The following is a 12,929-nucleotide window of genomic DNA, read 5'->3' on the forward strand; positions in this document are numbered from 1 at the left end:
AGGGCTGTCCTAAATGACAGCCCTTTAAATATATGGTTTCAGTTTTGCTGCCTTAAAAATTTATTAAACACATTTATTTAGCAAAGCGGTGATTTCCGATGACAACAGTCACCTCGCGGGAGAAGACCCAATCGCTTGTAGAAGTTCGAGGATTATAAAAATAAAGGGAGCCGTTTCCTTTTCCTCTATAAGCGATTGCTTCCTCTACTGCTTTAATAGACTCCTTATCGGCTGGAAGATATATCGTTCCATTTTGAACAGGAGTAAAAGCATAATGGCCTTTTATTTTTTGATAGACAACTTCCCTCACAGTATTTGGGAATATTACACTATCAAGACGATTTATTACTACAGTTGCGACAGCAACTTTCCCCGCATATGGCTCACCTTTTGCTTCTGCAGAAACTAAACGAGCCATCAGTTCTTTATCAGCATCGGAAATAGGACGATGCGGCAATACTAATTTTTCACCAGGGTATAAAACATTGTTTCTTTTATTATTTATACTTTTTAAATAATTAACAGATAACCCATATTTACGTGCAATTTTCCAATAGGTATCCCCTGTTTTCACTTGATGAACATAAGCGGCAGCATCAGTTTGGGAATTTAATCCTAAAAATGAGATTGAAAGAATCATTACCAATAGCATTTTTTTTAACACTTTCATAAGTAATGAACCTCCTTAATGCTATGGATAATCACATTAAAAGGGTAACAGAAAAGAAAGGAGAAATGGGAAGCCAATTTATGGAACTTAGTTTCAAAGAATGTTGAAAGAGTTAAATCTCGGTGCTTTCGTAAAGATAAATAGTACAAATTACCAATAATAGAATTTAAAATATTAATAGTCAATGATGAAAGACTTTCCATCTGTAAATATATGGAAATATAAAATTAATAGGATGAAAATACCAATTTTTTTAAAATAATGGAGCAGGTGGAATTAAAGATTTGAGGATGTTTTGAAAAAAAAAAAGAGTTCTACATATTAATCATATCTATATGTGAACCCTTCCATGATTTTATTAATTAGTTATTAATGAAGAATTTTGATCCTAAGTTGTTTTTTTCATTTCGATTATTAAGAAATGTGATTGTTTCACAGCATTAATGGTTAATTCCTCTTCAACAATTTCCATAGCATCCCGATCAGTTAACTCAATGTTATTAATGATTGAGGTTCCTTCGATTTGAACCAGATATGCTTGTCTTCCTGTTTTTACAGGAAAGTTAATCTCTTTTCCTTCATCAAGATCGAGTGAATAAATATTAACATCTTGATGAATTTTTACAGGTGCATTCCCATCAATCCCAGAAACCATGTGGAACCACTTATTTTTTCGTTCTTCCCAATTGAATCGATAATCTCCATAGTTCGGTGTCAGACCATATTTATTTGGATAAATCCAAATTTGTAACAATCTTAAAATGTCATTCCCTAAATTATGTTCACTATGAAACACACCAGTTCCAGCACTCATATATTGAACATGTCCACGAGTAATTGTATTCCGATTTCCCATACTATCTCCATGAGTTAGTTCACCATTTATCACATAAGTGATTATTTCCATATCTCGATGTGGATGCATTTCGAAACCAGTTTGCGGTTGGATCAAATCATCATTAATGACGCGTAATACCCCAAATTGGATATTATCCGGGTTATAATATTCTGCAAACGAAAAATGAAATTTACTTTTTAACCAGCCAAGATCACTCGAACCCATATTGCTGCTGTTAATTTTTTTTAGCATTATCATCTCTCCTATTTTATTATCATTAATTAGTAAATTACTAATTCGAGATAATTGAGTAAAAAAAACTATGCATTTGAATTTTGTTCTGCATAGTATCCTAATTTTTTTAACAGCTCAATTAATTTGCATTTTTCTTCCGAATCCAACCCGTTACAAATTTCATGGATTGCAGCTCGGTGTTTCGGAAAAATTTCATCCATAAATCGAATTCCTGCTTCCGTTATCGAAGCGTATGTGATACGGCGATCTTTTGGACAAGGCTTTCGTTCTAATAATTTTTTCTTTTCTAATTTGTCCACCACATACGTTATACTGCTGCTTGCAATTAATACTTTTTCACCAATCTTTTGAATCGGTTGATCGCCTTTACTATATATTAACTCAAGCACTGCAAATTCGGTTGGATTTAATCCGGTTGATTTTATATCCTCTTCCACACATTTTCTAATTGATTGAAAAGCACGAGTTAAAACAATGAATAATTTAAGAGACAACTCTTCTTCTATTCGATTATTATCATCTATCACCATTGCTATCATTCCTTGCTCAATTATCTCGAATTCGAAATAATTATAAACTATCAAATTTATGATGTCAACTAATGGAATTGTTTATATTATCTTTCATCTTTCAAATCCTTTTGTTTTGCAAATTCCATTTTCCAACTGAAATAGTCATTTTCCGGATTTTTTTCATATCTGAGAAATGCGTCAAATTTTTTTCCATTTTTCCCGGTTAAACCTTTCACATGAACGATACCATTTTTCAACAGTGCTTTCACCATTGTTTTTGTCGGCTTCTTTTTTAGTGCAGCCAAAAACTTATCATTTTTCCAAATGACAAATTTACAACCGTTTTTCCAATTGCTGCAGCCGTAACCTTTTTGCCCTTCGATCACTGCATAACCACAAAGTGGGCAGTTTCCAAACGATTCTTTTTCTTTTTTTGTTGTATCAATTTCATGAATGGTTACATCTCTATCTGTTTTTATTTTCTCAACTGCTTTTTTTGTAAAATCAAAAATAATTTCAAGGAAATCTTCTCTTCGATGTTTTTGCTTTTCAATATCTGCAAGAGTTTTTTCTAATCGGCCGGTGAATTCAAGATCAAATAGTTCAGGAACTGGGAATGTTTCGACTAATCGTTTTCCAAGTTCTGTACATAGGAGGCTCTTATCTTTTACGGTGATATAACCGATATCTTTCAATTTTTTAATTGTTTCCGCTCTTGTAGCAGGTGTGCCAATACTAAAACCGCTTAATATTGAGGATAACATTTCCTCGCTTTCCTCATCCTGAAAATTTTTCCCACACGTTTCCATGACGCGAAGCAACGTTTTTTCTGTATGGTGTTTTGGCGGCTTCGTAACATGAGTTGTTAACTCGTGGTGAACGATTTCAACGGGATCATTGATCTTGACAAAGGGCAAAACTTTATCTTTTGATTCAATTTGCTCAATTTTTTTCCAGCCCTCGATCATTTGAACTTTCCCTTGTGTATAAAATACTCCAGGTATTCCTTCCGCTTTAGTTAATATTCTTGTTTCCTCATGTTCGGCAATCGGCATAAATTGAGCAAGGAACCGATTTTTAATCGCCTCATAAACAATTTCCTCATCTTTTGTCAACGATTTAGGAATTAAATAAGTAGGAATAATTGCGCTATGGCTTTCAACTTTCGAATTGTCAAAAATTCTCTTTGATTTTTTAAAAGTTATTTCATTTTCATATGGATGTCCTTTTTTTAAATTTTCCAATACTTTTTGAGCCTTGCCTACTAAACTTTCTTCTAGAACAACACTCGCAGTACGAGGATATGTAATATACTTTTTTTCATACAAACTTTGGGCGACCTTCAAAACTTTATCAGATGTCCACCCTTTATATTTACTTGTAATCGTCCCTTGCAAGTTTGTGAGATTAAATAAAAATGGCGGATATTCTTTTTTATGTTCAATTTGTTTATCAATTATTTTGCTTAGTTTTCCTTGCAATGCTTGTTGAATCGTTTGTAAATAAGAGGGATCTTTAAATTTTTCTTCCTTCTCCTCAATATATACCCCTTGGTATAGTTCATTTGCTAAAGTTTTGAATGTTGCGGTTAATTTAAAGTAATTTTCCGGTACAAAATTTTTTATTTCTTGATCGCGATCATAAACAATTTTTAATGTTGGCAAGAGGACGCGGCCGATATTCAATGCCTGCCCTTTCCCTTTTTGATATTTAAGCGTTGCTACGGAGGTTAAATTGATACCAATTACCCAATCTGACCATTGACGGCTAATCCCAGCATCCCTAAGAGGTTTTAACTCATCATTTCGTTTTAAATTTTTTAATCCTTTTAGCACTTCTTCCGGGGTCCACTCATTCAATAACAGTCTAAAAATTGGCTTATTTAATTTTAAATGATATATGATCGTGTCACCGATGATTTGCCCTTCCCTGTCATAGTCACAAGCAGAAATTATAGCGTCCACATCCGATCTTTTAAACAAACTATAAATCGTTTTTAATTGTTTTTCTGCTCCAGCATCTTTAAGATTACGATTACTAGGATTTGTTTTCACTTTATAACGAAACTTTTCCGGAATAAAAGGAAAATTTTCCATCTTCCAAGTTTTCATTTCAGGTTCGTAATCTTTAGCATCATACAATTGTAAAAGATGACCAAAAGCCCATGTTATAATATAGTCATTTCCTTCATAATAACCATCTTTCTTGCCTTTTATTTTTAGTGCATCGGCAATGTTTTTTGCGACCGATGGTTTTTCTGTTAAAATACAAACTTTTCCCAAATTCTTTCTCACCCTCTCATGCAAAACACCGGCCCCTTTTATATTACAATAGAAAAAAGAAAGCCACTAAGCAAATATAAATGTAATCTTAGTGGCTTGCAATTATTTTATTTCGTATATTTTCCACGTTCTTGTAAAAATTTATAAAATGCTTGTGCTGCTGATGCACGGGTTACTTTTTCAGTTGGCTGGAATTGATTGTTTACAGCTGGCATAATTCCTAAATGATGAACAATTGCTGCATGTCCTTTTTTCGTAATTTTATCTCCATCTTTAAAAGTTACATTAAACAAATTTGACACCTGTGCAATTTGATCTAATCTCATTGCTTTGACGATCATTTCGGCAAGTTCTTCTCTTGTAACTAGTTCATCTGGTTTAAATTCATCTTTCCCTTTGTCAATAAAGCCTTGTTGTACAGCTGATTCAATATAGGAAAAATATGGTGAATTACTTGGAACATCTGCAAAAGTTGCTGCTCGATCAGCTCCATAATTCATCTTATAGAAATATGGATCAGGGTTTGTCACAAGCATGAGCATTTTCACCATTTCTCCTCTAGAAATCAGTTCATCTGGTTTTACATAGCCTGCTTGGTCCACATCAATTGCATTGTAGTCAATTAAAAGTTGAAGTGCTTTTTCTGCTGGATGTCCTTTAATATCTTTCGCTTCAACTTTGTCACGAATTGGATCTCCTGTTTCCATAGAAACCCATTTTCCTTGAACCGCATCTAGATAGACAGCTTGATCCAATGGCTTCATAACTAAATGGTATACAAGCTTGACCTCAGGTTTGGATACGATCGGTCTACCTGTTGAATAATCTACATTTTCAATGTAAAGATATCTAGGAACAATATTGTAATTGCTTAAATAGACTTCTTTCCCCTTTTCTGGTGAAATTACATTTTTTGCATCTGGAAACTTAGCATCTGGATTCCAATTTTGATTGTATTGAATAATTTCTCCTGTTTCTGTTGAAATTGCCACATTTACGAACTGGTCTTCAACAAGAATACCATTTGCAAGACGATGGAATGTAAAATAAAATTCCCTCATATTCTCAGGCTTTTCTGGTTTAGGATTTCTATAAGGATCAAAAGTAAGTTCGTTTAATAAATCTGGTGCAAAAGTTTCCAAAGTCTTTTTCGCTTTTTCTAGAGCCTCTTCATAGTTGATTACTTGTTTAATAGATTGATTTTCTGCATATGGTTGATAACGTGTTGGATCATCTTTGCTAAAATTAACAATTTGTCCTGTATACCCATTTATACCTACATTAATCCAAATATTTGGCTGTTCTTTAACAACCCAACTTATATTCCATACTGGAAAATTTTGATATTGATTAGCATCACTATAAAAAACATTTTCTAGGACGGCTCCATCCGGGATGTCAAAATGCTTTTTCGCAATTGAAATGGCTTCATCTTGAGTAATTTCTTTTTTAGCTGGAAGTGTAGATGCCTTCTTTTCTGCAAAAAGCGGTTCAAGTTTTGTTGAAAATTTCTTTATTTGTACCGGCTTGCCGCTGTAATCAAGCCACCCGCCATTTTTTGCATCAATATATGGGTACGTAAAGCGGTTGTCATAAGCTAGTTTCACCGTTTTCTGGTTATTAGCCGCCAAATGATATCTATAAATTGTAAAATATTTTAATTGCATTTCTATACTGTCTTTTATTTTTTTCTCAGCATCGGTCTGTGACATCATCCCTTTTGGATCTGGAACACTAATATCATCATTCCAACGATATTCATAACTAGTAACTTCCCCGTTTCCATTAACAGTTATTGAAATGAATTGATCTAAAAACGGGATTCCATTTTCAACACGTAAAAATTGGTAATAATAAGCTGCATGTCCATCCAATGGAGGTTTTTGATTTGCAACATTGCTTGTATCTAACTCAACAGCATTTGCTTTTTGAGGAACTTTTTGTTCTAAAAATTGTTCAGCAATTTTTTTAGCACTTTCCCAATTATATTTTGGCGGATATGAGGCTGGTTGATTATATGTATCATCCCAGCGTCCCATCGAAATGACGGTGCCATTATCCGCGTCAACGGACACATAAATATTTCCATAACCTGTTTCAGATTCTTTATTCCAGTTGATATGCCATACATTTCGATTACTTGGATACCAATTGCTTTGATAGCTAATTGATAGTTGAGAATATTCCTTAGGAATTGTAATAAAATTTTTAGCAATTTCGATTGCCTGATCTTTTGTAATTTTCGCTGAAATCGCTTGATTGGGCATTGGATTGTCTTTTACAGTTACAGCATCAATTGCAGCATATTCAGGAGCATATTTCACTGCTTGTGTTTCTGCTCCAATAAATGACCCTGCAGCGATTTGCGGCAAGACTAACATACAACTTAATAAAATTGCTTTTTTCTTCATCCTTGAACCCTCCTTAGTCAAAAGTTTCTATTTTAATATTTTAGTCGTTTTCTTTTGGCGAAAGTTTCATCAGTAGGAAAATTATTGTTATTTTTTTAATAAATATTTTTTCCACTTGTTTTCTTCGTTCATTAATGCTATATTATGAATAATCAACTTAACAAAATGTTGGTTGATATATTTTCGAGCACTTTCGTGCAGGAATTTTAGGAGGATTAAGAAATATGCAAAATGGTAGAGTAAAATGGTTTAATGCAGAAAAAGGTTTTGGATTCATTGAAGTAGAAGGCGGAGACGATGTATTCGTTCACTACTCAGCAATCCAAGCAGAAGGTTTCAAAACGTTGGAAGAAGGTCAAGAAGTTACTTTCGAAATCGTAGAAGGTGCTCGAGGTCCTCAAGCAGCTAACGTAGTAAAAGCATAACGTTCATCTTCACGTAACCTTACGATTATAATGAATAAACCGATAAATGAAGAGACTGCCCGTTGGGTAGTCTTTTCTTGTTTTTGCCCTCCTTTCATCAGATTTTATCTTCAAGAAACAGTTGCCTAAAAAACAAACCATGTATGAAAATTTGGCAATATACAAATTCTATTTTTTGAACAGTTTATTGCCAAGGAGGAATATTGATGGGTGAACCATTTAATGATCTTAAACAAGTTGAACTTTCCGTACAAGCAGCCCAAAAAATGGTCGGACAGGCAACAATGAGCATGGAACCTGGCCAACTTCAAGCAGCTACTGATGCCGTTAATGATGCAAAAAGTCAACTACAAAAGGCCTTACAGAATGCTACTGGTGTCGACGATGAATTTTTAAATAAGCAACAAACTTTGCTAAATAATTGTGAAGAACAACTGAAAGAAGCAAAACGCTAATTAAATAATAAAATTTTAAAGCTGATTAGAATTCTTTACGAATTATCTAATCAGCTTTTTTCCGTAACTTTTAAGTTCACACCCAACCGTACATTTATGGATGCAAAAGCTTTGCGCATACTTTTTCCCAAATTCCTTTCGGTGATATTGAGCCAAAAAACACCCATTGCAATATGTGTCTAATAAATATCCTACTTTTTCTATAACCTGTTTTCGATCCAATCAATCACCTCCATTATAAAAATTTATTCTTCAATTTGTAATTCAATCCTGCTGTTAATTTCAATACCTTTTAATGCTTGTAAGGCAAGTTGATCTGCTTCTTTATTTAATTTTCGCGAAACCGGTTCATAAATAGGTTTAATTCCTAAACTTTTTATTTTTCCTTCAATCCGGTCAATCCAACGATTAAATTCGGCTTCATAAACTGGCCATTCGCCGCTTAATTGATTTAAGACTACTTGCGAATCTCCTTTAAACGTTACACCAATATGATGGACCCCGAGATTTTCAAGTTCTTGAATGACGAGCCATAAAGCAGCATATTCCGCTTCATTATTAGAATTAATTTCCTCAACGACACTGTTTTTTCGAATTCGATATCGTTTATTATTTTGCACATAGTAAATAACAATACCTAATCCAGCTTTTTTTGTTGCTAAATCATAGCCTCCGTCAAAAAAAGCTACAATATCATGAGGTTCAGTTTCAATCCCTTTTAAATATTGCTGCAATTCTTTTTTTGTCCAACCTTGATCTGTTAGATCGTAAAACATTATTTCTTTCGTTCGTCCGGTCCGTTCAAAATCTTCAGCAAGAAAAAGCGCTTCACTTGCCGGAAGAGGATCCGAAATTAGTTTAACTTGCCTTCCTTTTGGATGTTTGTATGTCCAGTGGATCGAAACTTTCACTTCATCATTTCCTTTCGCTTAGAGTTTACGCTTATTTTAACATAATCTGCTTTTTTTCAAACATTTCTATTTTAATTATTGCTTTTTATCAATTATGATAGAATAACATTTATAATTTTTCGATTTAAAAAATTTGGCAATACTTGCGTGTTTGAATTTAGAGAGGAGATTTTTAAATGAACAAAAAGCAATTACTTGCAGATGCGAGCCTTTTATGTGTTGCTTTTATTTGGGGAGCTACTTTCGTCCTCGTGCAAAATGCTATTACATTGCTTGAACCGTTTTCGTTCAATGCCATTCGTTTTAGTCTGGCTGGCTTATTTCTAATTTTATGGTTGTTGCTGTTTCATCGAAAAATACTTTCCAAGGTGGACAAAAAGTTAATACTTGCAGGTATCATTATGGGTTTTTGGTTATTTACAGCATATGCACTTCAAACTTTTGGGTTATTATTTACCACTTCCTCGAAAGCCGGTTTTATCACTGGTTTAAGTGTTGTTTTGGTGCCTTTATTCGGATTTTTATTTTTTAAAGAAAAACTAAAAGGATTTGCAATGATTGGCGTTTTTATTGCTTTAATTGGTTTATATTTATTAACTTTAGGAGACCATTTTGCATTAAATAAAGGTGATATTTTAGTTTTTCTTTGTGCGATATCTTTTGCTGCTCATATTTTAGTAACCGGAAAATATTCACCATTTTATTCCACGTTACTTTTAACAATTATCCAAATCGTTACGGTTGCTTTTTTAAGCGGCATCGCAGCAATTTTGTTTGAAAATTGGCTGCTTCTTTTTGATCAAACGGTAATGGGAAATTTCCATGTAGTACTTGCACTTTTTATTTGCTCTTTCTTTGCAACAGCTGTTGCTTTTTTAACACAAACAAACTTTCAAAAGTTCACAACACCGACCAGGGTTGCTTTAATATTTGCAATGGAGCCAGTATTTGCAGCGATCACAGCCTTTTTCTGGGCAGGGGAACGGCTCGGTCCTAAAGCACTCATCGGTTGCCTGCTCATATTTTTCGGCATGATCTTAGCTGAATTGCCTGAAAAAACATTAAGACGTCATTTGAAGCATTCAAATACAAGTTTGTGAAAAGTATGACAATTATCACATACAACCCTTGTCAGTTAATTTAAAATTGTTAAAAAATATTTTCTAGTCAAACTTACAAGGGGATGTATTGTTCATGGATGGTACAAGGCAGAACGTATGTGGAGCAGATTTGCTCTTAACTACGATTGCAAATCAGGGAGGTCATAAGCTTTTTGGCTGTCACGGAGAAGTTCTATTGCCTATTTTTGATAAAATGACTGAACACAAAGAGCTAACCTTTATTCAAATGAAGCATGAACAAGCTGCTGTCCATGCGGCTGATGGGTATGCAAGAGCAGTAGGCAAAGCTGGATTTGCTCTGATCGGTGCCGGACCGGCGGCTGCAAACGCAGTAACTGGAATAGCAACAGCCTATAGTGATTCAGTACCACTAGTAGTCATTGCTTGCCAAATTGAGCGCGATAAAATTGGTAAAGATTCATTTCAAGAAGTTGATATTAGCGGTTTGATGATACCAATAACAAAATACTATATAAGAGTTGACAAAGCAGAAAGCTTCCCAGAAGCAATTGAAAAGGCACGGATCATTGCCGAAAGCGACAGACCTGGACCTGTTGTTGTGGAGGTTCCAGTGAATACTTTGAGAACAAAGGTTGATAAGTTAACCAAAAGAAAAGTCAATATTTTGGAATTCCGCAAACAAACCGTAAAAAAAGCTGTGAGTGAACATGTTGTAAATCATGTTGTAAACGTGTTGTCAGAAGCAAAAAAGCCGATCATATTAATCGGTGGTGGATGTATTATTTCTGGTACGTCAGATTTGTTACACAAATTTATAGAGAAAACGAGAATACCAGTCGTTACAACGTTAATGGGTATCGGTGGGTTAAGCAGTACAAATCCCCTTCATTTAGGGATGCTGGGCATGCACGGGACGTTTGCTGCAAATAAAGCTGTCCATAACTGCGATGTTCTGTTATGTTTAGGAGTTCGTTTTAGTGATCGCGTCACTGGAAAAATAAGCGGCTTTTCACCAAAATCGGTGAAAATTCAAGTTGATATTGATCCTTCAGAAATTAATAAAATCGTTCCTATTGATATCCCAATTGTAGCTGATGTGAAATCCTTTCTAACCGAATTGGATAAGCAGCTGAATCCAACAAAGATTATGAAAAATTGTGCAAAATGGGTTGAAGAAGTTACGAATTTCAAGAAAACTGTTCCCCGCTTTGATAAAGTTCATAGCGTTCTAAAACCTCAAGAAGTTTTGCGCTATGTAGATCAATATTCCAATGATGATGCAATCGTTGTCACAGACGTTGGACAACATCAAATTTTTACAGCGCATCATTACAAGTTTATTAAACCACGGACATTTCTATCGTCAGGGGGATTGGGAACGATGGGATATGGATTCCCTGCCGCAATTGGTGCAGCAGTGGCAGCCGATGGAAAACAAATCATTTGTATAACCGGAGATGGTAGCTTTCAAATGAACTTGCAAGAACTGATTACCGCTTTTAAGTATAAACTGCCGATCAAAATTATTATTTTAAATAACGGCTATTTAGGAATGGTCCGCCAATGGCAGGAATTATTTTACAACCGTCGTTACTCTTCTGTTAAAATATCTTCGCCTAATTTTATCAAGCTTGCAGAAGCTTATGGTATTGTTGGATTAAAAGCAAAAACTGCAGAAGAAGCAGAAAAAATAATTCAAGAAGGATTCAAACATCACGGACCAACCTTGCTAGAATTTGATGTTATGGAAGAGGAAAATGTTTACCCGATGGTGCCTCCTGGAGCAAGCAATAGTGAAGTTATTCTGTCTCGATAATTTCCAAAAGATATTTCATCAAATAACAAATAGAGGCAAGCGGTGACAAAACTTTTCGCCGCTTCCTCTTTATTTTCGTCTTAGTTTTTATATGTTTTCATTTTACGAAAAGGAAATTTTTTATGTAGTACATTCAATATGTTCTATCTTAGTACTTTCATTTTACAATATATTATGTTCTTTCATAAGATCATACGCTGCTCGTTTATTTGAAACATTGTGTTCTTTTAACAATTCTAAAACTGCAATAAAAAAGCTCCCATCAAATTCCAACTGGGCTTTTAAAGTTATTTCAATCGCCATATTTACAAGTGAATCAGGTAAAGCTGTATACATTTTTCCTATTTTTATAAATCCAACGTGTTCTTCATAAAAAGAAAAACCTTTTGATCTTAAGTAATTTAAATAGTCATTCGTTGAAATGAACCACATAGCTCTCCCATCATTCCCTTTTAAATGAACCAATCCTATCATACCGAAAAATCTACATTGCTGCTATATTTTCTTTTGCCTTTTCTCGGAAATAATTAAAATGGCTGATTCTATAAAAGAAACAGCCATCCTCATACACTTATGATACTGATTGCCTAACATTCCTGCGTCGGTACAAAATATAGCTTCTCCGAAAATATACGAGGGGTACACTCCAAACATGCACTAATCTTGTAAAAGGCCATATTCCAAACAATGTAAATGATAACAATATATGAAGCTTGAAAAAAAGTGGTACTTCTAGCATTAAACTCGGATCTGGATTTAGCATTAAAAATCCTCGTACCCAAGGACCAATCGTTTCTCGGTAATCAAAATGCCCAACAAACAGATTATAGCCTAATGTATTGTAAACACCCAATGCAATAATTAATAACAATAAACCAGTAACTAAATAATCACTAAATTCACTGATTACCCGAACACGAGTTGATGCAATCCGCCTTGAAAAGAGTATTAAAATCCCTGCCAAAGTTATTAAACCAGCTGCTCCCCCTCCATAAACAGCTCCCGCATGATAAAAATGTTCGTTAATGCCAATCCTTTCGAAAACACCTTTTGGAATCAACAATCCAACAACATGGCCGAAAAAAACGAGAATGACACCAATGTGAAACAGCATGCTTCCCCATTTTAAAGAACCTTTCTCAAAAAATTCACTAGATTTCGCCGTCCATTCCAACTGTTCTGTTTTATATCGATAAATATGACCGACAATAAAGATCGTTACCATTAAATACGGAAATATTACCCAAAGGAATTGGTCCATCCAATATCCCC

At 34.4% G+C, this 12,929-nt stretch carries 13 protein-coding genes; 4 read left to right on the plus strand and 9 right to left on the minus strand.

From position 1 onward, the window contains the following. Positions 1-73: 73 nt before the first annotated feature. The 5 genes from HR057_RS12750 to HR057_RS12770 all read right to left on the minus strand — a co-directional run bounded on the left by HR057_RS12750 (position 74) and on the right by HR057_RS12770 (position 6,968). Positions 74-670 (minus strand): cell wall hydrolase, encoded by a 597-nt coding sequence (locus tag HR057_RS12750; RefSeq protein ID WP_173731832.1) that lies wholly within the window; start codon positions 668-670, stop codon positions 74-76. Between the two features lie 388 nt (positions 671-1,058). After that, positions 1,059-1,760: a pirin family protein gene (locus HR057_RS12755; protein WP_173731833.1), complete on the minus strand. Its 702-nt coding sequence runs from the start codon at positions 1,758-1,760 to the stop codon at positions 1,059-1,061. Between the two features lie 68 nt (positions 1,761-1,828). Continuing rightward, positions 1,829-2,293 (minus strand): MarR family winged helix-turn-helix transcriptional regulator, encoded by a 465-nt coding sequence (locus tag HR057_RS12760; protein WP_173731834.1) that lies wholly within the window; start codon positions 2,291-2,293, stop codon positions 1,829-1,831. Positions 2,294-2,379: 86 nt separating this feature from the next. Beyond that, the gene (locus tag HR057_RS12765; protein WP_173731835.1) at positions 2,380-4,557 is read right to left on the minus strand and encodes a type IA DNA topoisomerase; all 2,178 of its coding nucleotides are present in this window, start codon (positions 4,555-4,557) and stop codon (positions 2,380-2,382) included. A 107-nt stretch (positions 4,558-4,664) separates the two neighbouring features. Next, positions 4,665-6,968 carry a YcdB/YcdC domain-containing protein gene (locus HR057_RS12770; RefSeq protein ID WP_173731836.1) on the minus strand — a complete coding sequence of 768 codons (2,304 nt, stop codon included), beginning with the start codon at positions 6,966-6,968 and terminating at the stop codon, positions 4,665-4,667. A gap of 224 nt (positions 6,969-7,192) precedes the next feature. Between HR057_RS12770 and cspD the strand changes: the two genes are divergently transcribed. Together cspD and HR057_RS12780 are read left to right on the plus strand one after the other, a co-directional pair. Continuing rightward, complete coding sequence (gene cspD, locus HR057_RS12775) at positions 7,193-7,393, plus strand: cold-shock protein CspD (protein WP_173731837.1); 201 nt, start codon at positions 7,193-7,195, stop codon at positions 7,391-7,393. Positions 7,394-7,599: 206 nt separating this feature from the next. Then, entirely contained in the window at positions 7,600-7,848 is a 249-nt protein-coding gene (locus HR057_RS12780; protein ID WP_173731838.1) for a DUF2564 family protein, read from the plus strand. 42 nt (positions 7,849-7,890) lie between these two features. Here HR057_RS12780 and HR057_RS12785 read toward each other — a convergent pair whose 3' ends face one another. After that, positions 7,891-8,070: a zinc-finger domain-containing protein gene (locus HR057_RS12785; RefSeq protein WP_173731839.1), complete on the minus strand. Its 180-nt coding sequence runs from the start codon at positions 8,068-8,070 to the stop codon at positions 7,891-7,893. 23 nt (positions 8,071-8,093) lie between these two features. Then, positions 8,094-8,759 carry a ribonuclease H family protein gene (locus HR057_RS12790; RefSeq protein WP_173731840.1) on the minus strand — a complete coding sequence of 222 codons (666 nt, stop codon included), beginning with the start codon at positions 8,757-8,759 and terminating at the stop codon, positions 8,094-8,096. 176 nt (positions 8,760-8,935) lie between these two features. On the opposite strand from HR057_RS12790, the gene HR057_RS12795 reads away from it, so the two are divergent. Further along, positions 8,936-9,859, plus strand: a complete 924-nt coding sequence (locus HR057_RS12795) for a DMT family transporter (RefSeq protein ID WP_173731841.1) — start codon at positions 8,936-8,938, stop codon at positions 9,857-9,859. Between the two features lie 94 nt (positions 9,860-9,953). Continuing rightward, positions 9,954-11,657 carry a biosynthetic-type acetolactate synthase large subunit gene (gene ilvB / locus HR057_RS12800; RefSeq protein WP_173731842.1) on the plus strand — a complete coding sequence of 568 codons (1,704 nt, stop codon included), beginning with the start codon at positions 9,954-9,956 and terminating at the stop codon, positions 11,655-11,657. Between the two features lie 162 nt (positions 11,658-11,819). Here the strand turns inward: ilvB and HR057_RS12805 are convergent, their stop codons facing one another. Both HR057_RS12805 and narI read right to left on the minus strand, forming a co-directional pair. Then, complete coding sequence (locus HR057_RS12805; RefSeq protein ID WP_173731843.1) at positions 11,820-12,089, minus strand: DUF6123 family protein; 270 nt, start codon at positions 12,087-12,089, stop codon at positions 11,820-11,822. Between the two features lie 139 nt (positions 12,090-12,228). Continuing rightward, positions 12,229-12,918: a respiratory nitrate reductase subunit gamma gene (gene narI / locus HR057_RS12810; RefSeq protein WP_173731844.1), complete on the minus strand. Its 690-nt coding sequence runs from the start codon at positions 12,916-12,918 to the stop codon at positions 12,229-12,231. Positions 12,919-12,929: the final 11 nt, after the last annotated feature.

The organism is Calidifontibacillus erzurumensis (assembly GCF_013303125.1).
GTDB lineage: Bacteria > Bacillota > Bacilli > Bacillales > Bacillaceae_J > Calidifontibacillus > Calidifontibacillus erzurumensis.

Excerpts from the sequence above, each read along its gene's own strand:
- HR057_RS12750 (WP_173731832.1), bottom strand. The coding sequence starts at position 670 with ATGAAAGTGTTAAAAAAAATGCTATTGGTAATGATTCTTTCAATCTCA.
- HR057_RS12755 (WP_173731833.1), bottom strand. The coding sequence starts at position 1,760 with ATGCTAAAAAAAATTAACAGCAGCAATATGGGTTCGAGTGATCTTGGC.
- HR057_RS12760 (WP_173731834.1), bottom strand. The coding sequence starts at position 2,293 with ATGGTGATAGATGATAATAATCGAATAGAAGAAGAGTTGTCTCTTAAA.
- HR057_RS12770 (WP_173731836.1), bottom strand. The coding sequence starts at position 6,968 with ATGAAGAAAAAAGCAATTTTATTAAGTTGTATGTTAGTCTTGCCGCAA.
- cspD (WP_173731837.1), top strand. The coding sequence starts at position 7,193 with ATGCAAAATGGTAGAGTAAAATGGTTTAATGCAGAAAAAGGTTTTGGA.
- HR057_RS12780 (WP_173731838.1), top strand. The coding sequence starts at position 7,600 with ATGGGTGAACCATTTAATGATCTTAAACAAGTTGAACTTTCCGTACAA.
- HR057_RS12795 (WP_173731841.1), top strand. The coding sequence starts at position 8,936 with ATGAACAAAAAGCAATTACTTGCAGATGCGAGCCTTTTATGTGTTGCT.
- ilvB (WP_173731842.1), top strand. The coding sequence starts at position 9,954 with ATGGATGGTACAAGGCAGAACGTATGTGGAGCAGATTTGCTCTTAACT.
- HR057_RS12805 (WP_173731843.1), bottom strand. The coding sequence starts at position 12,089 with ATGTGGTTCATTTCAACGAATGACTATTTAAATTACTTAAGATCAAAA.
- narI (WP_173731844.1), bottom strand. The coding sequence starts at position 12,918 with ATGGACCAATTCCTTTGGGTAATATTTCCGTATTTAATGGTAACGATC.